The 23,337-nt window shown below is 54.4% G+C and carries 23 protein-coding genes; 15 read left to right on the top strand and 8 right to left on the bottom strand.

The annotated features are described in order from the left end of the window. Window positions 1–6 precede the first annotated feature (6 nt). From pxpB to nei, 7 genes are read left to right on the top strand one after another with little or no spacing between them, the layout of a single operon-like run. Window positions 7–663 carry a 5-oxoprolinase subunit PxpB gene (pxpB, locus tag HV237_RS16745; RefSeq protein ID WP_181541575.1) on the top strand — a complete coding sequence of 219 codons (657 nt, stop codon included), beginning with the start codon at window positions 7–9 and terminating at the stop codon, window positions 661–663. Further along, the gene (gene pxpC, locus HV237_RS16740; RefSeq protein WP_047359481.1) at window positions 657–1,589 is read left to right on the top strand and encodes a 5-oxoprolinase subunit PxpC; all 933 of its coding nucleotides are present in this window, start codon (window positions 657–659) and stop codon (window positions 1,587–1,589) included. Before pxpB ends, pxpC begins: the two co-directional genes overlap by 7 nt. Continuing rightward, window positions 1,579–2,313, top strand: a complete 735-nt coding sequence (pxpA, locus tag HV237_RS16735; protein ID WP_047359480.1) for a 5-oxoprolinase subunit PxpA — start codon at window positions 1,579–1,581, stop codon at window positions 2,311–2,313. Before pxpC ends, pxpA begins: the two co-directional genes overlap by 11 nt. Window positions 2,314–2,368: 55 nt before the next feature. Beyond that, a complete protein-coding gene (locus tag HV237_RS16730) occupies window positions 2,369–3,091 on the top strand; it encodes a DUF969 domain-containing protein (protein WP_003831395.1) in 723 nt (240 codons plus the stop codon). Then, window positions 3,088–4,083, top strand: a complete 996-nt coding sequence (locus tag HV237_RS16725; protein ID WP_047359479.1) for a DUF979 domain-containing protein — start codon at window positions 3,088–3,090, stop codon at window positions 4,081–4,083. The genes HV237_RS16730 and HV237_RS16725 overlap by 4 nt, the downstream gene beginning before the upstream one ends. Before the next feature lie 9 nt (window positions 4,084–4,092). Beyond that, complete coding sequence (gene pcp / locus HV237_RS16720; protein WP_019076289.1) at window positions 4,093–4,737, top strand: pyroglutamyl-peptidase I; 645 nt, start codon at window positions 4,093–4,095, stop codon at window positions 4,735–4,737. Window positions 4,738–4,751: 14 nt separating this feature from the next. After that, the gene (gene nei, locus HV237_RS16715) at window positions 4,752–5,543 is read left to right on the top strand and encodes an endonuclease VIII (protein ID WP_047359478.1); all 792 of its coding nucleotides are present in this window, start codon (window positions 4,752–4,754) and stop codon (window positions 5,541–5,543) included. Here the strand turns inward: nei and HV237_RS16710 are convergent. Next, a complete protein-coding gene (locus HV237_RS16710) occupies window positions 5,540–6,586 on the bottom strand; it encodes an AbrB family transcriptional regulator (protein ID WP_047359477.1) in 1,047 nt (348 codons plus the stop codon). The genes nei and HV237_RS16710 overlap by 4 nt on opposite strands. Before the next feature lie 174 nt (window positions 6,587–6,760). Next, complete coding sequence (locus HV237_RS16705) at window positions 6,761–8,044, bottom strand: citrate synthase (RefSeq protein WP_047359476.1); 1,284 nt, start codon at window positions 8,042–8,044, stop codon at window positions 6,761–6,763. Between the two features lie 697 nt (window positions 8,045–8,741). Here HV237_RS16705 and sdhC point away from each other — a divergent pair. The 8 genes from sdhC to sucD all read left to right on the top strand — a co-directional run bounded on the left by sdhC (window position 8,742) and on the right by sucD (window position 18,386). Further along, on the top strand, window positions 8,742–9,146 hold the full coding sequence (sdhC, locus tag HV237_RS16700; RefSeq protein WP_016152282.1) for a succinate dehydrogenase cytochrome b556 subunit: 405 nt from the start codon (window positions 8,742–8,744) through the stop codon (window positions 9,144–9,146). Then, on the top strand, window positions 9,140–9,487 hold the full coding sequence (gene sdhD / locus HV237_RS16695; protein ID WP_005122550.1) for a succinate dehydrogenase membrane anchor subunit: 348 nt from the start codon (window positions 9,140–9,142) through the stop codon (window positions 9,485–9,487). Before sdhC ends, sdhD begins: the two co-directional genes overlap by 7 nt. Further along, on the top strand, window positions 9,487–11,253 hold the full coding sequence (gene sdhA / locus HV237_RS16690) for a succinate dehydrogenase flavoprotein subunit (RefSeq protein WP_003022919.1): 1,767 nt from the start codon (window positions 9,487–9,489) through the stop codon (window positions 11,251–11,253). The genes sdhD and sdhA overlap by 1 nt, the downstream gene beginning before the upstream one ends. Before the next feature lie 15 nt (window positions 11,254–11,268). Next, window positions 11,269–11,985, top strand: a complete 717-nt coding sequence (sdhB, locus tag HV237_RS16685; protein ID WP_003022921.1) for a succinate dehydrogenase iron-sulfur subunit SdhB — start codon at window positions 11,269–11,271, stop codon at window positions 11,983–11,985. A 235-nt stretch (window positions 11,986–12,220) separates the two neighbouring features. Beyond that, a complete protein-coding gene (sucA, locus tag HV237_RS16680) occupies window positions 12,221–15,022 on the top strand; it encodes a 2-oxoglutarate dehydrogenase E1 component (RefSeq protein WP_016152283.1) in 2,802 nt (933 codons plus the stop codon). 14 nt (window positions 15,023–15,036) lie between these two features. Then, on the top strand, window positions 15,037–16,260 hold the full coding sequence (gene odhB / locus HV237_RS16675) for a 2-oxoglutarate dehydrogenase complex dihydrolipoyllysine-residue succinyltransferase (RefSeq protein ID WP_016156001.1): 1,224 nt from the start codon (window positions 15,037–15,039) through the stop codon (window positions 16,258–16,260). A gap of 90 nt (window positions 16,261–16,350) precedes the next feature. Further along, window positions 16,351–17,517, top strand: a complete 1,167-nt coding sequence (sucC, locus tag HV237_RS16670) for an ADP-forming succinate--CoA ligase subunit beta (RefSeq protein WP_003022927.1) — start codon at window positions 16,351–16,353, stop codon at window positions 17,515–17,517. Further along, complete coding sequence (sucD, locus tag HV237_RS16665; protein ID WP_003022929.1) at window positions 17,517–18,386, top strand: succinate--CoA ligase subunit alpha; 870 nt, start codon at window positions 17,517–17,519, stop codon at window positions 18,384–18,386. Before sucC ends, sucD begins: the two co-directional genes overlap by 1 nt. Window positions 18,387–18,480: 94 nt before the next feature. On the opposite strand, the gene HV237_RS16660 is transcribed toward sucD, so the two are convergent. Genes HV237_RS16660 through HV237_RS16635 form a run of 6 tightly spaced genes read right to left on the bottom strand, consistent with a single transcriptional unit; the run spans window position 18,481 to window position 23,328 of the window. Then, on the bottom strand, window positions 18,481–19,134 hold the full coding sequence (locus HV237_RS16660; protein WP_046274716.1) for an aspartate/glutamate racemase family protein: 654 nt from the start codon (window positions 19,132–19,134) through the stop codon (window positions 18,481–18,483). Next, window positions 19,131–19,550, bottom strand: coding sequence for a heme-binding protein (locus HV237_RS16655; RefSeq protein ID WP_016152289.1), 420 nt, complete (start codon window positions 19,548–19,550; stop codon window positions 19,131–19,133). Before HV237_RS16655 ends, HV237_RS16660 begins: the two co-directional genes overlap by 4 nt. Before the next feature lie 5 nt (window positions 19,551–19,555). Further along, on the bottom strand, window positions 19,556–20,902 hold the full coding sequence (locus HV237_RS16650) for a bile acid:sodium symporter family protein (protein ID WP_047359475.1): 1,347 nt from the start codon (window positions 20,900–20,902) through the stop codon (window positions 19,556–19,558). A 21-nt stretch (window positions 20,903–20,923) separates the two neighbouring features. Continuing rightward, window positions 20,924–21,736, bottom strand: a complete 813-nt coding sequence (locus tag HV237_RS16645; protein WP_047359474.1) for a 3-keto-5-aminohexanoate cleavage protein — start codon at window positions 21,734–21,736, stop codon at window positions 20,924–20,926. A 28-nt stretch (window positions 21,737–21,764) separates the two neighbouring features. Continuing rightward, complete coding sequence (locus HV237_RS16640) at window positions 21,765–22,541, bottom strand: TIM barrel protein (protein WP_181541574.1); 777 nt, start codon at window positions 22,539–22,541, stop codon at window positions 21,765–21,767. Then, a complete protein-coding gene (locus HV237_RS16635; RefSeq protein WP_046274719.1) occupies window positions 22,522–23,328 on the bottom strand; it encodes a DeoR/GlpR family DNA-binding transcription regulator in 807 nt (268 codons plus the stop codon). The genes HV237_RS16640 and HV237_RS16635 overlap by 20 nt, the downstream gene beginning before the upstream one ends. Between the last annotated feature and the right edge of the window lie 9 nt (window positions 23,329–23,337).

Here is a 23,337-nt window from a genome sequence, read left to right as displayed (position 1 = left end):
ACGAAAGTGCAGCGAGCGCGTTGTTATCTGTTAGGTGAGAGTGCGGTGGTTCTTGAGCTGGAACCTCCCATTACGCTGGCGACTCAGAAACGCATCTGGCGTCTGGCCCAGCGTTTGGTTGATGCCCCGAATGTGCTGGAAGCTATTCCGGGAATGAACAATATCACGGTTACCCTGCGCGACCCGAAAACGCTGGCGTTGGATGCGATTGAACGCCTGCAGCGCTGGTGGGAAGAAAGTGAGGCGCTGGAGCCGGACTCGCGCTTTATTGAAATTCCCGTGACCTATGGCGGTGAGTTCGGCCCCGATCTGGCAGAGGTCGCCCGGCACAGTGGATTAAGCGACAAGCAGGTCGTCGAACTTCATGCGTCGGTTGATTATGTGGTGTGGTTTATCGGTTTTCAGCCGGGATTTCCCTATCTCGGGAGCTTACCTGAACCGCTCCATACTCCGAGGCGTGCGGAACCGCGTCTGCTTGTTCCGGCAGGTTCTGTGGGTATTGGCGGATCCCAAACGGGGGTCTATCCGCTTTCCACGCCAGGCGGATGGCAATTGATTGGCCGTACCTCCGTTGCGTTATTTGTTCCAAAACGGCAGGAGCCGATTCTGTTAAGGGCTGGCGATACCGTGCGTTTTGTCCCGCAGAAGGAGGGGATATGTTAAACATCATTCGCGCTGGCATGTACACCTCAGTACAGGACGGGGGACGCCATAGTTTTCGTCAATCCGGAATCAGTCACTGTGGCGCGCTGGATAAACCGGCGCTGAACGTTGCTAATCTGCTGGTGGGTAATGATGCGAATGCCGCTGCGCTGGAAATCACACTGGGGCAGTTGGTGGTGGAATTTGAAACCGATGGCTGGTTTGCCCTGACCGGTGCGGGATGTGAAGCGCACCTGGATCGTACTCCCGTATGGAGCGGATGGCGGCTGCCGGTGAAAGCCGGGCAGCGTCTGACGCTAAAACGTCCACATCACGGCATGCGCAGCTATCTGGCGGTAGCGGGCGGTTTTGATGTACCCGAAGTAATGGGCTCGCGCAGTACCGATCTCAAAGTCGGAATTGGCGGGCTGGAAGGGCGTCTGCTGCGTGATGGCGATCGGCTGGCAATTGGCGCATCGACCCGGCAATTCAGCGGGCCGCAGGGCGTAAAACAGCTGATGTGGGGCAACCACATTCGTGCGCTCCCCGGGCCTGAATACCAGGAGTTTGACGAAGTATCGCAGGCTTCTTTCTGGCGCTCCCCGTGGCAACTGAGTCCGCAAAGCAACCGTATGGGGTATCGATTGCAGGGGCAGTCGCTGACGCGCACGACCGATCGCGAGCTATTGTCGCATGGTTTGCTCCCTGGCGTAGTGCAGGTTCCGCATAATGGTCAGCCCATCGTGCTGATGAACGATGCTCAGACGACGGGCGGCTATCCGCGTATCGCCTGTATCATCGAAGCGGATATGTATCATCTGGCGCAGATCCCGCTCGGCCAGCCGATTCATTTTGTGCAGTGTTCGCTGGAGGAAGCGCTTAAGGCGCGCCACGATCGGCAGCGTTATCTGGAACAGTTAACATGGCGACTTAACAATGAAAATTGATCTCAACGCAGACCTCGGTGAGGGATGCCCTAACGATGCAGCGCTGCTGCAACTGGTGTCATCAGCCAACATCGCCTGTGGGTTTCACGCCGGTGATGCGCAGACGATGCTTTTAAGCGTGCGCGAAGCGCTAAAAAATGGCGTAGCGATAGGCGCGCATCCGAGTTTTCCGGATCGGGAAAATTTTGGCCGTAGCGCCATGACCCTGCCTGTGGAAACGGTGTATGCGCAGACGCTGTATCAAATTGGTGCGCTGGCTGCCATCACGCGTGCGCAGGGCGGCGTAATGCGTCATGTTAAACCGCACGGTATGCTTTATAACCAGGCGGCGAAAGATCCTCAGTTGGCGGATGCTATTGCTCAAGCGGTGTATGCCTGCGATTCGTCGCTGGTTCTGGTAGGGCTGGCGGGAAGCGAACTGATTCGTGCCGGAGAACGCTATGGTCTGGTAACACGTCAGGAGGTTTTTGCCGATCGGGGTTATCAGGCGGATGGCAGTCTGGTGCCGCGCAGCCAGCCGGGCGCATTGATTGAGGATGAAGAGCAGGCGCTGGCGCAAACGCTAGAAATGGTGCAATCCGGCAGAGTAAAAAGCCAGAGTGGAACGTGGGCGAGCGTGACAGCCCAGACGGTATGCATTCACGGGGATGGTGAGCACGCACTCGCTTTTGCCCGTCGCTTGCGAGCCGCATTCAATGCATGCAATATTCAAATTAGCGCATAAATTTATTCATACAAAACAATAATATATTACACAGCAACATATACAGGACTGAATTATGGGAGAGGTAATTTCTCTCTGGCCATTGACGGGGATCGCCGTCATCGTGGTCGGATTTCTTTTACGTTTTAACCCGGTATTGGTGGTCATTATTGCCGGGATCGTCACGGGGCTGGCTGCGCATATGCCGATCGCCACTATCCTTGAGAAGCTGGGTGAAGGTTTTCTTAACACCCGCAACCTGCCATTTATCCTGCTGATCCCGCTGGCGGTTATTGGCCTGCTGGAACGCCACGGACTCAAAGAGCGTGCTCAGGCGTGGATTGCAAAAATCCGCAGCGCCACCAGTGGTCGTCTGCTTATTGTCTATCTGTTCATTCGCGAAGCGACCGCTGCGTTAGGGCTGACCAGTCTGGGGGGGCATCCGCAGATGGTGCGTCCGCTGCTGGCGCCGATGGCGGAAGGAGCCGCAGAGAAAAATCACGGCGAGATACCTGGGGCGGTACGCTATCGTCTGCGCGCCATGTCAGCTGCGACCGATAACGTCGGACTGTTCTTCGGTGAAGATATCTTTGTTGCCTTCGGCGCCATCATTTTTATGCACAACTTTATGCTGGAGTCTGGTGGGATCCAGACCGAACCGCTGCATATTGCCTTGTGGGGGATCCCTACGGCAATTTGTGCATTCCTGATCCACGGTACGCGTCTGTGGCGTCTGGATAGCTATTTGCAACGTGAGGTGGCGAAAGCGAATGCCGCAGCGAAAGGGGAAGCGAAATGAATTTTCAACAAAGCTATCTCTACTGGCTGGCGGGAGCGGTATTACTGATTGTGGCGCTGATGTCCTGGCAGGACAAAGCGAACCCGCGTCGCTTCACCACCGGCCTGTTTTGGGGCATATACGGCGTACTGTTTCTGCTTGGCGACTGGACATATTCGCTGTTTGGCGACAAACGCACGGTGCATATTGCCGTTGGCGTTGCGGTGGTCGTGCTGGCCCTGATCGCCGGTTTTGGCGGCGTGAAGCTGGGAAGCTACCATCAACGAACGCAGCAACAGCGCGAAGAAAGCGCCAGTCGTCTGGGTAACCGCCTGTTTTTCCCGGCGCTGGCAATTCCGGTGGTAACGGTTATTGGCGTGCTGATGTTCAACCATATTCCGGGCTTACAGGATGCGCTGTTTGGGCCGGGTAATCACGCCACGCTGGTGACGCTCTTTTCTATGACCGCAGGCTCGTTGATTGGTCTGGCGATGGCGATAAAAATGACCCATGAGCGGGTTCATCAACCGATTCAGGAGGCGCGCCGTCTGCTGGACTCCATCGGCTGGGCGTTTATCCTGCCGCAGATTTTGGCCACGCTCGGGCTGTTGTTTACGGCAGCGGGCGTAGGCAGCGGTATTTCCTGGCTGACGCAAGAATACCTGGCGGTGGATAGCCGCTTTATCGCAGTGACGGTGTACACCCTCGGCATGGCATTGCTGACGATGGTCATGGGCAATGCGTTTGCCGCTTTCCCGATCGTGACCGCTGGAATTGGGATTCCGATCCTCGTGCTGCAGCACGGCGGCAATCCGGCAGTAATGGCGGCAATTGGCATGTTCTCTGGCTATTGCGGGACGTTAATGACGCCGATGGCGGCAAACTTTAACATTGTTCCTGCGGCGCTGCTGGAGCTGCCGGATAAAAACGCGGTGATTAAAGCGCAGGTGCCAACCGGCATACTGCTGTTGCTGGTCAACGTGTTCCTGATGTATTTCCTGATGTTCTTGTAAGGTGACAGGATGAAAACAGTACTCATCACGGGATTTGAACCCTTTGGCGGCGAGTCAGTTAACCCTTCCTGGGAAGTGGTCTCGGGCCTCGACAATGCTATCATCGGCGGATGCCGCGTCGTTGCCCGCCAACTGCCGTGCGTCTTTGGCGAGTCTCTTGCCGTACTCAATGGTGCGATTGACGCGCTGTCGCCATCACTGGTGCTGGCGGTGGGGCAGGCGGGTGGGCGCGCGGATGTCACCGTGGAGCGCGTGGCGATCAACGTTGACGATGCGCGTATTGCGGATAATCAGGGTCAACAGCCGGTAGATGTGCCGATTGTGGCCGATGGTCCGGCGGCGTGGTTTAGTTCGTTGCCGATCAAAGCGATGGTTGTTGCCATGCGCAACGCGGGAATTCCGGCTTCGGTTTCCCAGACCGCGGGCACTTTCGTGTGTAACCACGTGATGTATGGCCTGCTGCATAAACTACGTGACGTTCCGGCGGTGAAGGGAGGATTTATTCATATCCCTTATTTGCCGCAACAGGCTGCACAGCACCCCGGGGCGCCAAGTATGGCAGCGGACACAGTGCGCCGGGCGCTGGAAGTTGCGATTGCCACCGCGTTGCAGGTGGAGAGTGATATCGCAGTGACGGGCGGTGCAACACATTAAAAAAGGACAGTATTATGCCTGAAGGCCCGGAGATCCGCCGCGCGGCGGATAACCTGGAGGCGGCAGTCGAAGGCAAACCCCTGACCGATGTCTGGTTTGCCTTTGAGCAGCTAAAACCGTATCAATCTCAACTGATTGGGCAGAGTGTTACCCAGCTTGAAACGCGGGGTAAAGCATTGCTGACCCATTTTTCTAATGGATTGACGCTGTACAGCCACAATCAGCTCTATGGCGTGTGGCGAGTGGTGGATACCGGCAAAATACCGCAGACTTCGCGGGTACTGCGTGTCAGGTTGCAAACACACGACAAAACTATTCTGCTCTATAGCGCCTCTGATATCGACATGCTGACGCCGGAACAGCTCGCTACCCACCCGTTCCTGCAACGGGTTGGGCCGGACGTCCTGGATTTACGTTTAACGCCCGATGACGTGAAAGCGCGTCTGTTATCCCCGCGTTTTCGCAATCGCCAGTTTTCTGGCCTGCTGTTGGACCAGGCGTTTCTGGCGGGATTAGGTAACTACCTGCGGGTAGAGATTCTCTGGCAGGTAGGGCTGACCGGGCAGCATAAAGCGTCGACGCTCGGAGATGAACAGTTGGATGCGCTGGCGCATGCGCTGCTTGATATTCCTCGTTTGTCCTATAACACCCGCGGGCTGGTGGATGAGAATAAACATCACGGCGCGCTGTTTCGCTTTAAGGTCTTTCACCGGGATGGTGAAGCCTGTGAGCGCTGTGGCGGAATCATCGAAAAAACGACGCTCTCTTCACGACCCTTTTACTGGTGTCCAGGATGTCAGCACTAAGCGGGATGCTTTGGCGCGTGTAGCGAAATAAACCGCGCCACCGCCGGGCCTGTCAATAAAATACTGAATAGCCGCAGGGTTTGCATCGCCATGATCAGCGCCATATCGGCGTGACTCCCCGCGGCAATCACCGCAACAGAATCCACGCCGCCTGGACTGGTCGCCAGATAGGCGGTAAGAAAATCTATCTGCATGTAATGCGCCAGTCCCCAGGCCATAGCGGCGCAGATCGCCATCAGGGAAAAAATGGACAAGAGGATTTGCGGTAAGGGGCGCAACGCCATTAAAAAGATCTGCTTGTCAAAGCCCAGGCCGATTTGCCAGCCGATGGCCATATAGGCAATCGCCAGCAACCATTCCGGCAGTTCGATCACCATCACGCCACCAGCATTCAGCAATGCGCCTGCCAACATCGGTAGCAACATGACGCCAGAGGGGATACGCAATACACGCCCGGCCGTACCGGCAACGGCGGCCAGCGCCAGGGTACTGAACAGATTGCTGCTCAGCGGCGGAAACCAGACGATTTGCTCACTGACCGTTTGGGCCTGGTCGCCCATCATCACTCGGGTGACCAGTGCCGCCGCACCAACCACCAACAGTACGCGCAGATACTGCATAAACGCCACCAGCCGGATGTCGGCACCATATTCCTGCGCCATCGCCACCATTGCCGCCGCACCGCCAGGTGACGAGCCCCATGCACCGGTGTTTCCCGGTAGGTTACTGTAGCGAACCAGCAGCCAGCCGATTACCGCGCTGCTGATAAGGGTCGCCAGCAGGATGATAATCACCATCGGCCAGTGGGCCGTAAGGGTCGTTAAGATTGAGCCCGTCAGGTTTTGGGCAATCATGCAGCCGAGAATCGCCTGCGCGCCAAGAAATGTGCAGCGGGGAGGGTGCAGTGAGATGCCGCGCATACTGAATATGATGCCGACGATCATCGAACCGAGCAGCAGCGGTCCTGGAAGGTGTATAAACAAAAAGAACAGGGAAAGAAGGAGCGATAGCAAAAACAACAGGCTCCACTGCAAAACAGGCATCCCATGCTCCTGAGTGAAATGACGGAAAACTCAGTAAATCATAGAGAAAGCATGATGAGAATAAAATAATATGCATCAAAAAAAACAGGTCGGATTCTGGCTTCAATGCCTTGTCCGACCCGGGAGAATTAATGGCTGTAAGCCGGACAGGCGCTGGCGCCATCCGGCAGACAATTAACGCTTAATATCAGACTTAAAATCGCGCTTGTCGTAGCCGGTGTACAGCTGACGCGGACGAGCGATTTTCATGCCGTCGGTGTGCATTTCGTTCCAGTGTGCAATCCAGCCCACGGTACGCGCCATGGCGAAGATAACGGTGAACATGGAGGACGGAATACCCATCGCCTTCAGGATGATGCCGGAGTAGAAATCTACGTTCGGGTAGAGTTTCTTCTCGATGAAGTACGGGTCGTTGAGCGCAATGTGTTCAAGTTCCATCGCAACTTCCAGCAGATCATCTTTGGTGCCCAGTTCTCTCAGTACTTCATGGCAGGTTTCACGCATGACGGTGGCGCGCGGGTCATAGTTTTTATAAACACGGTGACCAAAGCCCATCAGGCGGAAGGAATCATTCTTGTCTTTCGCGCGGCGAACAAATTCCGGAATGTGTTTAACAGAGCTGATTTCTTCCAGCATTTTCAGAGCAGCTTCGTTTGCGCCGCCGTGTGCTGGTCCCCACAGGGAAGCAATACCGGCCGCGATGCAGGCAAACGGGTTAGCGCCAGAAGAACCGGCGGTACGAACGGTAGAGGTTGAGGCGTTCTGTTCGTGGTCAGCGTGCAGGATCAAGATACGGTCCATTGCGCGTTCCAGAATCGGATTCACTTCGTATTTTTCGCACGGCGTGGAGAACATCATGTTCAGGAAGTTACCGGCGTAGGAGAGGTCATTACGCGGGTACACGAACGGCTGCCCGATGGAATATTTGTAGCACATCGCTGCCATGGTCGGCATTTTGGACAGCAGACGGAAGGCGGCGATTTCACGGTGACGCGGATTATTCACATCCAGCGAGTCGTGGTAGAACGCAGCCAGCGCCCCGGTAACACCACACATAACGGCCATCGGGTGAGAGTCGCGGCGGAAACCGTGGAACAGGCGGGTGATCTGCTCGTGGATCATGGTATGGCGAGTGACTGTTGTTTTGAACTCGTCGTACTCCTCCTGCGTCGGTTTTTCGCCGTACAGCAGGATATAACACACTTCCAGATAGTTTGACTCGGTCGCCAACTGATCAATCGGGAAGCCGCGATGCAGCAAAATACCTTCGTCACCGTCGATGAAAGTAATTTTGGATTCGCAGGATGCGGTAGAGGTGAAACCTGGGTCAAAAGTAAACATCCCTTTTGAGCCAAGACTACGAATATCAATAACATCTTGACCGAGCGTACCTTTCAGCACATCCAGTTCAATAGCAGAGTCACCATTTAGAGTGATTTTTGCTTTAGTATCAGCCATTTACGGTCTCCTTAGCGCCTTATTGCTTAAGACTGCTGGAACTCACATTTGCCTTCGTACATCAATGAACCGTTACCAGTTTGTTATTTGGCTCGCCGCTCTGCGAAAGAGGGGATAACCTGGGTACAGAGCTATGGGCGCTTGCAGGTAAAACGGTCTTTTCATGGCGAATAAACTGCAAATCAAGAACTTAGCAATCCGAATTATTAAACCTGTCTATCACTAATAACTGTCCTGACTGTATTGGTCAATACTTCCACACTGTTACATAACTAAATGTCCGGTGAAAGAGTGACCCCATAACTTTTACGCATTATATGCTTTTTCTGGTGTCGTTTGTAACAACTTTGTTTAATGGTTGTCAAATTAGATGGTTAAAAATTAAAATAATGTTGTTATCGTGACCTATGTCACTGTTCGGGATAAAACCCGACAAACTATATGTAGGTTAATTGTAATGATTTTGTGAACGTCCTATACTGCCGCCAGGTCTCCGGAATACCCTGCAATCCCGAGCCAACCAGCGTTGTAACGTGTCGTTTTAGCATCTGGAAGCAGTGTTTTATATGACGCGTAGTTATAGTAAGGACGCTGTCTGACCCGCACGCAGACCGGAGGAAGGAAATCCCGTCGTCTTTCAGGCTACAGGTGTCTTCATCTTCTGTACCCGAAGTCCAAAGGGAATAATAAGAACAGCATGTGGGCGTTATTCATGATAAGAAATGTGAAAAAACAAAGACCTGTCAATCTGGATCTACAAACGATCCGGTTCCCAATCACGGCGATAGCGTCCATTCTCCATCGCGTATCCGGAGTGATCACCTTCGTGGCGGTCGGGATTCTGTTGTGGTTATTGGGTACCAGCCTTTCCTCCCCTGAAGGTTTCCTCGCGGCGTCATCCATTATGAATAACTTCTTTGTGGAGTTAATTCTGTGGGGGATCCTGATTGCGCTGGCATATCACGCCGTAATGGGCATTCGCCATCTGTTGATGGATTTTGGCTATATCGAAGAAACCCTCGAAGCAGGGACACGTTCCGCCAAAATTTGTTTCGTTATCATTGTCGTGCTTTCACTTCTCGCAGGAGTCCTCGTATGGTAAGCAACGCCTCCGCATTAGGACGCAACGGCGTACATGACTTCATTCTGGTCCGTGCTACCGCTATCGTTCTGACGTTATACATCATCTATATGGTCGGCTTCTTCGCCACCAGCGGCGAACTGACGTTTGAAGTCTGGACCGGTTTCTTCTCATCGGCATTCACCAAAGTCTTCACCCTGCTGGCTCTTTTCTCCATCTTGATTCATGCCTGGATCGGCATGTGGCAGGTGTTGACCGACTACGTTAAACCGCTGGCCGTGCGCCTGATTCTGCAACTGGCTATCGTCGTTGCGCTGGTGGTTTACGTCATTTATGGATTTGTTGTGGTGTGGGGTGTGTAATGAAACTGCCAGTCAGAGAATTTGATGCTGTTGTGATTGGTGCCGGCGGCGCAGGTATGCGCGCGGCGCTGCAAATTTCCCAGAGCGGTCAGACCTGTGCGCTGCTCTCCAAAGTGTTCCCAACTCGTTCCCATACCGTATCTGCGCAAGGTGGCATCACCGTTGCGCTCGGTAATACCCATGAAGATAACTGGGAATGGCACATGTACGACACCGTCAAAGGGTCGGACTACATTGGTGACCAGGACGCTATTGAATATATGTGTAAAACCGGTCCGGAAGCGATTCTGGAGCTGGACCACATGGGGCTGCCGTTCTCTCGCCTCGATAATGGCACAATCTATCAACGTCCGTTTGGCGGCCAGTCGAAGAATTTCGGCGGCGAGCAGGCGGCACGTACCGCGGCAGCGGCAGACCGTACCGGCCATGCGCTGTTGCACACGCTGTATCAGCAGAACCTGAAAAACCATACCACCATCTTCTCCGAGTGGTACGCGCTGGATCTGGTGAAAAATGCCGATGGCGCGATTGTTGGTTGTACCGCGCTGTGTATCGAAACCGGTGAAGTGGTTTACTTCAAAGCTCGCGCAACCGTGCTGGCGACCGGCGGTGCTGGCCGTATTTATCAGTCCACCACCAACGCCCACATCAACACCGGTGACGGCGTCGGTATGGCTATCCGCGCTGGCGTGCCGGTGCAGGATATGGAGATGTGGCAGTTCCACCCAACCGGTATCGCTGGCGCGGGTGTTCTGGTAACAGAAGGCTGTCGTGGTGAAGGTGGCTACCTGCTGAACAAACACGGTGAGCGCTTCATGGAGCGTTATGCCCCGAATGCGAAAGACCTGGCGGGTCGTGACGTGGTGGCGCGTTCCATCATGATCGAAATCCGCGAAGGTCGCGGCTGCGACGGTCCGTGGGGGCCGCACGCCAAACTGAAACTCGACCACCTGGGTAAAGAAGTGCTGGAGTCCCGTCTGCCGGGTATTCTCGAACTGTCCCGTACCTTTGCTCACGTTGACCCGGTGAAAGAGCCGATCCCGGTTATCCCAACCTGCCACTATATGATGGGCGGTATTCCGACCAAAGTCACCGGCCAGGCGCTGACCGTGAATGAGCAGGGCGAAGATGTGGTGATCCCAGGGCTGTTTGCCGTCGGTGAAATTGCCTGTGTATCGGTTCACGGTGCTAACCGTTTGGGCGGCAACTCTCTGCTTGACCTGGTGGTATTTGGTCGTGCCGTGGGTCTGCATCTGCAGGAATCTATCGCAGAGCAGGGTGACCTGCTGGATGCAACCGAAGATGAAATCGACGCTTCTCTGGCGCGTCTGAATCGCTGGAACGGTAACCGTAACGGTGAAGACCCGGTGGCAATTCGTAAAGCGCTGCAAGAATGTATGCAGCATAACTTCTCGGTATTCCGCGAAGGCGATGCGATGGCGAAGGGTCTGGAAGAGCTGAAAGCGATTCGCGAACGCCTGAAAAATGCCCGTCTGGACGATACCTCCAGTGAGTTCAACACCCAGCGCGTTGAGTGTCTGGAGTTGGATAACCTGATGGAGACCGCGTACGCCACTGCAGTATCTGCAAACTTCCGTACCGAAAGCCGTGGCGCGCATAGCCGCTTCGACTTCCCGGAACGTGATGACGAAAACTGGCTGTGCCATTCCCTGTACCTGCCAGAGTCGGAATCCATGACGCGACGTCAAGTCAATATGGAACCGAAGCTGCGCCCGGCATTCCCGCCGAAGATTCGTACTTATTAATGCGGAGACAGGACAATGAAACTCGAGTTTTCAGTTTATCGCTATAACCCGGATGTTGACGACGCTCCGCGCATGCAGGATTACACCCTGGAGGCGGAAGAAGGGCGCGACATGATGCTGCTGGATGCGTTGATGCAGCTGAAAGAAAAAGATCCGTCGCTGTCGTTTCGTCGTTCATGCCGTGAAGGGGTCTGCGGCTCCGACGGTCTGAACATGAACGGCAAAAATGGACTGGCCTGTATCACACCTATTTCTGCGCTGAATCAGCCGGGCAAGAAAATTGTCATTCGCCCGCTGCCAGGTTTACCGGTTGTGCGCGATTTGGTGGTAGACATGGGGCAATTCTACGCACAGTATGAGAAGATTAAGCCTTACTTGTTGAATAATGGGAAAAATCCTCCGGCTCGTGAGCATTTACAAATGCCAGAGCAGCGTGAGAAGCTCGATGGGCTGTATGAATGTATTTTGTGTGCATGCTGCTCAACGTCCTGCCCATCATTCTGGTGGAACCCGGACAAGTTTATTGGCCCGGCAGGCCTGTTGGCCGCGTATCGCTTCTTAATTGATAGCCGCGATACCGAGACCGACAGCCGTCTGGAAGGTTTAAGTGACGCTTTCAGCGTATTCCGCTGTCATAGCATCATGAACTGCGTCAGCGTATGTCCTAAAGGGCTGAACCCGACGCGCGCCATCGGTCATATTAAGTCGATGCTGCTCAAACGTAGTGCATAAGTAGTTGTAGTTGCCGGGGAAGAGATTCCCCGGCCGTGCAGGGAAACCTCTAAAAACTGCCACATTGATAGCAATAATCGCAGCCTGAACGATGACGATTATTAGACAGTTTTTAAAGGTTCCTTAGCGGACGCAGATGACACGACAGTCCGCAACAAGTGAACCCCGGCACGCACATCGGTGTGCGTGGTAGTATCCACGGCGAAATAAGCATACAAATGCTTAAGGGATCACGATGCAGAACAGCGCTTTGAAAGCCTGGTTGGACTCTTCTTACCTCTCTGGTTCTAACCAGAGCTGGATAGAACAGCTCTATGAAGACTTCTTAACCGACCCTGACTCGGTAGATGCTAACTGGCGTTCGACGTTCCAGCAGTTACCTGGTACCGGAGTCAAACCGGATCAACTCCACTCAAAAACACGTGATTATTTCCGTCGACAGGCGTTGATTACCCCACGTTACTCTTCTTCTATTTCCGACCCTGATGCCAATGTGAAGCAGGTTAAAGTCCTGCAGCTCATTAACGCCTATCGTTTCCGCGGTCATCAGCATGCGAATCTCGATCCGCTGGGACTGTGGCAGCAAGAAAATGTGGCCGATCTGGATCCCTCCTTCCACGATCTGACCGATGCGGATTTCCAGGAAAGCTTTAACGTGGGTTCTTTTGCCGGTGGCAAAGACACGATGAAGCTGAGCGACCTGGTTGTCGCGCTGAAACAAACCTACTGCGGCCCGATTGGCGCCGAGTATATGCACATCACCAGCACCGAAGAAAAACGCTGGCTTCAGCAGCGTATCGAGTCTGGCCGTACTGCGTTCAGTAGTGAAGAGAAGAAACGCTTCCTCAGCGAACTGACCGCAGCGGAAGGTCTGGAACGCTACCTGGGTGCAAAATTCCCGGGCGCGAAACGCTTCTCGCTGGAAGGCGGTGATGCGTTAATCCCAATGCTCAAAGAGATGATCCGCCACGCCGGTAACAGCGGTACCCGTGAAGTGGTACTGGGTATGGCGCACCGTGGTCGTCTGAACGTCCTGGTTAACGTGCTGGGTAAAAAGCCGCAGGATCTGTTCGACGAGTTTGCGGGCAAACATAAAGAGCACCTCGGCACCGGCGACGTGAAGTACCACATGGGCTTCTCGTCGGATATCGAAACCGAAGGCGGCCTGGTTCACCTGGCGCTGGCGTTTAACCCGTCGCACCTGGAGATCGTCAGCCCGGTGGTGATCGGTTCCGTACGCGCTCGTCTGGACAGGCTCGACGAGCCGAGCAGCAATAAAGTGCTGCCAATCACTATTCATGGTGATGCGGCAGTAACCGGGCAAGGCGTGGTTCAGGAAACCCTGAACATGTCGAAAGCGCGTGGTTACGAAGTGGGCGGTACCGTTCGCATCGTTATCAACAACCAGGTGGGCTTCACCACCTCTAACCCGCTGGATGCACGTTCTACACCGTACTGCACCGACATCGGTAAGATGGTTCAGGCGCCGATTTTCCACGTGAACGCGGATGACCCGGAAGCGGTCGCTTTCGTAACGCGTCTGGCACTGGATTTCCGTAATACCTTTAAACGCGATGTCTTCATCGATCTGGTGTGCTACCGCCGTCACGGCCACAACGAAGCCGACGAGCCAAGCGCAACCCAGCCGCTGATGTATCAGAAAATCAAAAAGCATCCGACTCCGCGCAAAATCTACGCTGACAAGCTGGAAGCGGACAACGTCGCTACGCTGGAAGATGCGACCGAAATGGTCAATCTGTATCGTGACGCGCTGGACGCAGGCGAATGCGTGGTGAAAGAGTGGCGTCCAATGAATATGCACTCCTTCACCTGGTCGCCGTACCTCAACCACGAATGGGATGAAAACTACCCGAACAAAGTTGAGATGAAGCGTCTGCAGGAGCTGGCAAAACGCATCAGCACCGTGCCTGAAGCGGTGGAAATGCAATCGCGTGTTGCCAAAATTTACGGCGACCGTCAGGCCATGGCCGCAGGCGAGAAGCTGTTCGACTGGGGTGGCGCAGAGAATCTGGCTTACGCCACGCTGGTTGATGAAGGCATTCCGGTACGTCTGTCGGGTGAAGACTCTGGCCGTGGAACCTTCTTCCACCGTCATGCGGTGATTCATAACCAGGCGAATGGTTCAACGTACACTCCGCTGCAGCATGTGCATAACGGGCAGGGCACGTTCCGCGTATGGGACTCCGTGCTGTCTGAAGAAGCGGTGCTGGCATTCGAGTACGGTTATGCCACGGCAGAACCGCGCACCCTGACTATCTGGGAAGCGCAGTTCGGTGACTTCGCCAACGGTGCGCAGGTGGTTATCGACCAGTTCATCTCTTCCGGCGAGCAGAAATGGGGCCGTATGTGCGGTCTGGTTATGCTGCTGCCACACGGCTATGAAGGTCAGGGTCCGGAGCACTCTTCCGCGCGTCTGGAACGTTATCTGCAACTTTGCGCTGAGCAAAACATGCAGGTTTGCGTCCCGTCTACCCCGGCACAGGTTTACCACATGCTGCGTCGTCAGGCGCTGCGCGGAATGCGTCGTCCGCTGGTAGTGATGTCACCGAAGTCGCTGCTGCGTCATCCGCTGGCGGTGTCCACGCTGGACGAACTGGCAAATGGCACCTTCCTGCCAGCCATTGGCGAAGTAGATGAACTTGATCCTAAAGGCGTGAAGCGTGTCGTGATGTGTTCTGGTAAGGTTTATTACGACCTGCTGGAGCAACGCCGCAAGAACGACCAAAAAGATGTCGCCATTGTGCGTATCGAACAGCTCTATCCGTTCCCGCATAAAGCGGTGCAGGAAGCGCTGAAACCGTTTGCTCATGTACATGATTTTGTCTGGTGCCAGGAAGAGCCGCTCAACCAGGGCGCATGGTACTGCAGCCAGCATCATTTCCGTGAAGTAATTCCATTTGGGTCAGCTCTGCGTTATGCAGGTCGCCCGGCCTCTGCCTCTCCGGCAGTAGGATATATGTCCGTTCACCAGAAGCAGCAACAAGATCTGGTTAATGACGCGCTGAACGTCGATTAAATAAAGGATAAATAATGAGTAGCGTAGATATTCTTGTTCCCGACCTGCCTGAATCCGTAGCGGATGCAACGGTTGCAACCTGGCACAAAAAACCGGGCGATGCAGTACGTCGTGATGAAGTACTGGTAGAAATCGAAACTGACAAAGTGGTACTGGAAGTACCGGCATCAGCGGACGGTATTCTTGATGCGGTTCTGGAAGATGAAGGGACAACCGTCACTTCTCGCCAGATCCTCGGTCGCCTGCGTGAAGGCAACAGCTCTGGCAAAGAGACCAGCGCCAAGTCTGAAGAGAAAGATTCTACTCCGGCACAACGCCAGCAGGCGTCTCTTGCTGAACAGAACAACGATGCCCTGAGCCCGGCGATCCGTCGCCTGCTGGGTGAGCATAACCTCGAAGCCAGCGCCATCAATGGCACCGGCGTCGGTGGTCGTATCACGCGTGAAGATGTTGAAAAGCATCTGGCCAAAGCACCGGCTGCGAAAGCAGAAGCCAAAGCGCCGGCCGCCGCGCCTGCACCACAGGCTCAACTGGGCGCTCGTGGCGAAAAACGTGTTCCGATGACCCGTCTGCGCAAACGCGTAGCTGAGCGTCTGCTGGAAGCGAAAAACTCCACCGCCATGCTGACCACGTTCAACGAAGTCAACATGAAGCCAATCATGGATCTGCGTAAGCAGTACGGTGACGCGTTCGAGAAACGTCACGGTATCCGTCTGGGCTTTATGTCTTTCTACGTGAAAGCGGTTGTTGAAGCGCTGAAACGCTATCCGGAAGTGAACGCGTCCATCGACGGTGATGACGTGGTGTACCACAACTACTTTGATGTCAGCATGGCGGTCTCCACGCCGCGTGGCCTGGTCACGCCGGTCCTGCGTGATGTGGATCTGCTGGGTATGGCTGACATCGAGAAAAATATTAAAGAGCTGGCAGTTAAAGGTCGCGACGGCAAGCTGACGGTCGACGATCTGACGGGCGGTAACTTCACCATCACTAACGGTGGCGTGTTCGGTTCCCTGATGTCTACCCCGATCATCAACCCACCGCAGAGCGCCATCCTGGGTATGCATGCCATCAAAGATCGTCCGATGGCCGTAGACGGCAAGGTTGAAATCCTGCCGATGATGTATCTGGCGCTGTCTTATGACCACCGTTTGATCGATGGTCGTGAGTCAGTAGGCTTCCTGGTAACCATTAAAGAGTTGCTGGAAGATCCGACGCGTCTGCTGCTGGACGTGTAGTAAATAAGAGTATCACCTGCCCCGTAGGTCTGGAGGCTTATCAGGCCTACGGGTAAAAGATAACGATTACCTGAAGGATGGACAGAACACATGAACTTACATGAATATCAGGCAAAACAACTTTTTGCCCGCTATGGCTTACCGGCACCGGTGGGTTATGCCTGTACTACTCCGCGTGAAGCTGAAGAAGCTGCATCTAAAATCGGCGCAGGCCCGTGGGTAGTGAAATGTCAGGTTCACGCTGGTGGCCGTGGTAAAGCGGGCGGTGTGAAGGTTGTGAACAGCAAAGAAGACATTCGCGCTTTTGCTGAACACTGGCTGGGTAAACGTCTGGTCACTTACCAGACAGACGCCCATGGTCAACCGGTAAATCAGATTCTGGTTGAAGCAGCGACCGACATTGGTAAAGAACTTTACCTCGGCGCAGTTGTTGACCGTAGTTCCCGTCGCGTGGTCTTCATGGCCTCTACCGAAGGCGGCGTGGAAATTGAAAAAGTGGCGGAAGAAACGCCGCACCTGATCCATAAAGTAGCGCTCGATCCGCTGGCCGGTCCGATGCCTTATCAGGGTCGTGAACTGGCGTTCAAACTGGGTCTGGAAGGTAAACAGGTTCAGCAGTTCACCAAGATCTTCATGGGTCTGGCGACTATCTTCCTTGAGCGCGATCTGGCGCTGATCGAAATCAACCCGCTGGTGGTGACCAAGCAGGGTGATCTGATCTGCCTCGACGGCAAACTGGGCGCTGACGGCAACGCGCTGTTCCGCCAGGCTGACCTGCGTGAAATGCGCGACCAGTCTCAGGAAGATCCGCGTGAAGCACAGGCTGCACAGTGGGAACTGAACTACGTCGCTCTGGACGGCAACATCGGTTGTATGGTTAACGGCGCGGGCCTGGCAATGGGCACCATGGACATCGTTAAACTGCACGGCGGCGAACCGGCTAACTTCCTCGACGTTGGCGGCGGTGCGACCAAAGAACGTGTAACCGAAGCGTTCAAAATTATCCTCTCTGACGACAATGTTAAAGCCGTACTGGTTAACATCTTCGGCGGTATCGTACGCTGCGACCTGATCGCGGACGGTATCATCGGCGCGGTAGCAGAAGTGGGCGTTAACGTTCCGGTCGTGGTACGTCTTGAAGGTAACAACGCTGAACTCGGCGCGAAAAAATTGGCTGATAGCGGCCTGAATATTATTGCAGCGAAAAGTCTGACGGATGCAGCTCAGCAGGTTGTTGCCGCAGTGGAGGGGAAATAATGTCAGTTTTAATTAATAAAGATACCAAGGTTATCTGCCAGGGCTTCACCGGTAGCCAGGGGACATTCCACTCTGAACAAGCGATTGCTTACGGTACGCAAATGGTCGGCGGCGTTACGCCGGGCAAAGGCGGCACCACGCATCTGGGTCTGCCGGTGTTCAACACCGTACGTGAAGCGGTAGAAGCGACCGGCGCAACCGCCACCGTTATCTACGTTCCGGCTCCGTTCTGCAAAGACTCCATCCTGGAAGCTATCGATGCAGGCATCAAGCTTATCATCACCATCACCGAAGGTATCCCAACGCTGGATATGCTGACTGTGAAAGTGAAGCTGGATGAAGCTGGCGTGCGCATGATTGGCCCGAACTGCCCAGGTGTTATCACCCCTGGTGAATGTAAAATCGGCATCATGCCGGGCCATATTCACAAGCCTGGTAAAGTCGGTATCGTTTCTCGTTCCGGTACGCTGACCTATGAAGCGGTTAAGCAGACCACCGACTATGGTTTTGGTCAGTCTACCTGTGTGGGTATCGGCGGCGACCCGATCCCTGGCTCTAACTTCATCGATATCCTGAAGCTGTTCCAGGAAGATCCGCAGACTGAAGCGATCGTCATGATCGGTGAGATCGGCGGTAGCGCGGAAGAAGAAGCAGCGGCGTACATTAAAGATCATGTGACCAAGCCGGTTGTGGGTTACATCGCGGGTGTGACGGCGCCGAAAGGTAAACGTATGGGTCATGCTGGTGCGATCATCGCAGGTGGTAAAGGTACGGCGGATGAGAAGTTCGCTGCGCTGGAAGCCGCTGGCGTGAAAACCGTTCGTAGCCTGGCCGATATCGGCGAAGCGTTGAAAACAGTGATTAAGTAAGAAAAAAAACAGCCCTGACTCTCTGCATAGTCAAGGGCTGGTCCCGTTTCGACATGGTTGGCCATCTGATGATGGCCTTTTTTTGGCCTGTAATTCAGCTTTCAGCCAGTGTTTTCAACCAGCGAATTCCGCTTTCCGGCGAGGTCATTACCGGCACCGGCGGGGAAGGGAGCTGCTGTAAAACGCGCGCCATCGAGGCCTGCGCCAGCATCACAACATCTGCCTGGGTAAAGGCGCTCTGTAACCCTTCACTGACGATACGGTCATGAGTATCCATGTCTCCCGCCAGCAGCGCGTGGAATGCCTCCTCCATTAATATAGGCGTGATGGTTCGCGATTTACCGCTCTGCTGCACTTTGCGCTGTACGTAATCCAGCGTTGGCTTCAGCGTGGTTGCCACGGTCGCCAGTACGGCGATCCGCTCACCTTTTTCAATCGCCTCTTCCACCATTGCGCAATCAATGCGTGCGAGCTGAAGTGGGGTCATAAACTGGCATTGCTCCACCGCAGTACCAATTGAGGAACAGGCGGTAATAAAGATATCGCAGTCCGCCTTTTCGGCAATATGCACATAGTCGGCGATGCGGGCGGCAATATTGGGCGTCACGCCCTGGGCCTTCATTACCTGCTTGATCATGGATTCTTCCACCAGGTGCATGACTTCAACATCCGGCATGATGTCGGCAATCAGCTGTTGCATCATCGTAAGCGTGGCGGCACTGGTATGCAGCATGGCGACCTTTTTCATTGGGCAATCTCCTTAAGTAACGTTTCCGCGACGGCCAGCGCCGCATCATGATCTTCCTGCGCGGATAAACCGCCTACCGCGACGGCCCCAAGGCATTTTCCTTGGTGCAGAATCGGGATCCCGCCCGGCAGCGCCGTAAACAGCGGGTCGGCAAAATAACCAATATCCAGTTGCTCTTTCTGCAGTCGCTGTAAAAATGCCTGCGTGGTACAGCCCAGGCGGCTACTGGTGCGTGCTTTGCGCTGGGTTAACTCGATGGTTAACAGTTTGGCGTTATCCATCCGCGCAAAGCTGAGTAGTTCGCCATTGGCATCGCATACGGCCACGCTTAACGGGCGTTTTGCGTAACATGTTTCGGCAAGGTCGAGCGCAGAGGCCACGGCGCGCAGGGCATGCCCCAGAGTGAGAGTTGTCATCGTGATTATCCTTTTGACAGATTTTCGCAAGCGGGTTGAACGGGATCTTTGGCTGCGGCGGCCTGCGCCTGTTTGGCGTCTTTCTTGCGCCAGTAGTTCGCGAGCAGCGAGCCGCTGACGTTGCCAAGCGGAGTCATCACCGCCGAGGCCAGGCCAACCGTTGCCAGTTTGCCCATCGCTGCGGCAAGCCCGGACGCCATGCCGCCGTTTTGCAGGCCGACTTCAAAGGCTACGGTGCGGGCAGACTGTACGTCCATGCGGAAGATCCAGCGGCTCATCAGATAGCCAATCAGGAAGCCGCCGAGGTTATGCATCAACATGGCGAAGCAGAGCAGGAAGCCGACCTGCACCAGGTTCTCGCGCCCGGCTGCGGCTGCGGTGGTCGTAAAGAAAATGATCCCCATCATTGAGATGGTCGGCATGATTTTCTTCACGCCCGCCACGCGGCCATACAGCCAGTTGTAGAACAATGCCCAGACGAGACCGCCTGCCACGAAGTTGAGCACCACCGCGTACATTTGCGCGTCGGCGCTGGCGTGACCAAACAGCGCGTCCCAGCCGCCAGCAATCATATACAGCAGCCAAAGAGCGCCGATCCCGGCCAGCATCTGGACGACACGGCGTCCGCGCACGCCCGCATAGGTTTTCAGATAGTCATGCAGAATTGCCGCGCCGATGGGGATTAATACGATTTTCACCACATCCATTACCATCGCGGTGAGCTGGATATCGATCATCGACCCCGCCAGCAGATTAACCCACAGCGGCGTCATCACCGTCGCCGCCAGCGTTGAGACTGCGGCGATCGAGACCGCCAGCGCCAGGTTGGCGTTCGCGATATAGACCATGACGGTAGAGGAGAGTCCGCTTGGGCAGGCGCCAATCAGCAGAATCCCGACCGCTACCTCAGGCGGAAAGTTAAAGATAAGCGTAATGCTCAGGCCGAGCAGAGGCATGATAACGAAGTGGCAGAAGGTGCCAATAAACACCGCCCACGGCATTTTGGCGACGTCAATAAAATCCTGGATCGTTAGCTTAGTGCCCATGCTAAACATGGTGGCCTGAATGACGAGGAATACGATCCATTTATGGGTGATATTGAAACCGCCCCAGACGATCAGATCCGTAGACCAGGTCATGGCGGCGACAAACCCGGCGATGATCCATAGCGTAAACTGATAGCTGCGTAGACCCGGCCAGTAGCCTGCACCGGCGGCGAATCCGGCGGTGAACATCACCAGCCCGGGCTGCCAGAGCGCCGCGGACTGGATTAGCGCACCGATAATCGCTAGCGCCGCGCCCGCAACGCTGACGCCGAGTCCGGTTTTGTGAATAACAGTGGTCATAGTCATGTTGAAATGTCCTTGCTGTTGTTATTGCTGCCGGGATGGAATAGATAACATGTGCCGCGCAATTTCTGGCGTGGCGACTTTTTTATCCATGCTGCGAATGAGCGTGGCGAGTTTGGCAACCTGCTGGTAATTATGCTGTGCTTTTTCTTCAGCGCTTAAATAATAGCTATCCTCAAAGCCGATTCGTACTTCACTGGCCCCCATGCCGACGGCGGCGGCAATAATATCGAAGTTCTTTCTGCCAAAATGAGTAATACCCCATAAGGCATCGCGCGGGATCATGCTACGCAGAGCAATTAAAGCGTCAATGGTTGCTGGCGTACTGCCGCGATGACCGAGGACGATATTAAAGAGCATGGGTTTTTGGAATTTTATTTTATCTTCAAGGTTCAGGATGTTATTAATCATGCCAATTTCAAAAACTTCAAACTCGGGAATGATATTGCGCTCGACTATTTGCCGGGAGCAATATTCCACGTCCGGACCGGGATTAAAGTACACCGCATCTCCGAGGTTGACGGAACCGACGTTCAGCGAAGCCATCTCTACGCCGGGGCAGGAGAGTGGCGCGCAGCGTTCGGCGATGGACATTGAAGAGACGCCGCCGGTAGATGCCTGAATAATCAGGTCTGAATGGCGCATGACGTTATCAATGGTCGCCTGAAAATCGGTGGTATCCGGCGTCAGGCGACCCTGTTTATCGCGAACGTGTAAATGCACGATGGACGCGCCATGCTTTACGCTGGCGAGTATTTCCTGCGCCAGTTCTGCGGGTATAACTCTGGGGCAATCCGCGGCAACGGGTGCCAGCGAAATAATAACAGTATCCGACATATTTTCCTCCGGTACAGAGATATTTAAATTATAGGTAAGGCGTTATCCAGTTTAATGAGTCGGGCCCTGATGTTGATGGTTGATATTCACAACCAATCCAGCCCTGGTAATTCATTTTTCTAATAAAATCGAATAGCCATGTTTCATTTAATTCACCTGTTCCCGGTTCATGGCGATAGGGGACAGAAGCAATTTGAAAATGTTTAATTAAGGTGAAGTAGCGTTCAATATTTTTTGCCACATTGCCATGAATTTTCTGACAGTGGTAAATATCAAACTGTAAACCGATATTTTTCTTGCCAACCTCTTGAATAATAGATTCGGCCAACGGAAAACTGTCAATAAAATAACCGGGCATATCCTGCGAATTTAACGGTTCAATCAGCACATCGATTTCCGCTTCAGCCATCATATCGCAGGCGATACGCAGCCGGTTGGTCAGGAGAGTGCGCTGAGCGTGAAGCGTCAGATCGTCGCAGCGCGAACCGGCCATAACGTGAACCCGACGACAGCCCAGCGCCGTGGCGTAATCACGCGCCACGTTGAGGCTATGGTGAAATTCCGGGTCTTGACCGGGCTGCGCGGCCAGTCCCCGCTCACCTTGTGCCCAGTTACCCGCCGGTGCGTTCATCAGCACCACCGGCAGGGATGTTTCCCGCTGTGCAGCGTGCAAATGCGCCAGCGGGTGCTGCCAGAGAAATAGCCCTTCAACGCCGCGAAAACCAGCCGCCTGCGCCGCCGCAAATCGCGCCGCTATTGGTAAATCTGTAAACAACCAGTCGAGGTTAGCCGCTAACTTCAGCATGGCGCGCACCCTCCCGGTTATCAACCAGATGCAGCTTAACGCCCTGGCTGGCAAGAGTTTGCTGGGCGTTTTCCGGTAACCGGTTATCAGAAATAATGTCGGTTAACTGTTCCAGCCCACAGATATGGAACATGCCGTATTTGCCAAACTTACTGCTGTCGCAGACCAGCACCCGACGCCGGGAAACGGTGAGTACCGCTTCTTTAACCGAGGCTTTCCCTTCGCTCGGCGTCGACATGCCGCGTTCGGTATCCCACGATGAGGAGCTCAGAAACGCCACGTCAATATTAATGGTGCGCAGAAAACTGGCGGCGCTTTTTCCAAGGCATGAGCGGTTACGCTGATCCACCAGACCACCGGTGTGATAGAGCGTTATGTGCGGCATATCCATCAGATAGTGGCTGATGGAAAAATCGTTGGTTACTACCGTCAGATTGAAACAATGGCTGGCGGCGACCGCTTTCGCCACTTCAAACAACGACGTTCCGGCATCCAGATACAGCGTTTGTCCGGGCTCAATGAGCATGGCGGCGAGCTGGCCCATTTTACGTTTCACGTCATGATTCAACTCGGCTTTTTCCCGCCATGGCAGCTCGGATTTCAGCAGGTTATTGAGCTTCACTCCGCCGTTAATGGCGATAACTTTGCCTTCTTCTTCCAGCAACTGGATGTCGCGACGCACGGTCATATGCGACACGCTCATCAAATCTGCCAGTTCATTAAATGAGGCGGCATTTTTTTCGTGTACGTAGCGGTAGATAAAATCACGTCGTTGCTCGGGGATCATTATGTCACC

Source organism: Citrobacter sp. RHBSTW-00570 (genome assembly GCF_013739755.1).
In the GTDB taxonomy this organism is placed as follows: Bacteria; Pseudomonadota; Gammaproteobacteria; order Enterobacterales; family Enterobacteriaceae; genus Citrobacter; species Citrobacter braakii.
Note: the sequence above shows the minus strand (reverse complement) of the source record. Positions and strands in the feature narration are given on the sequence as shown.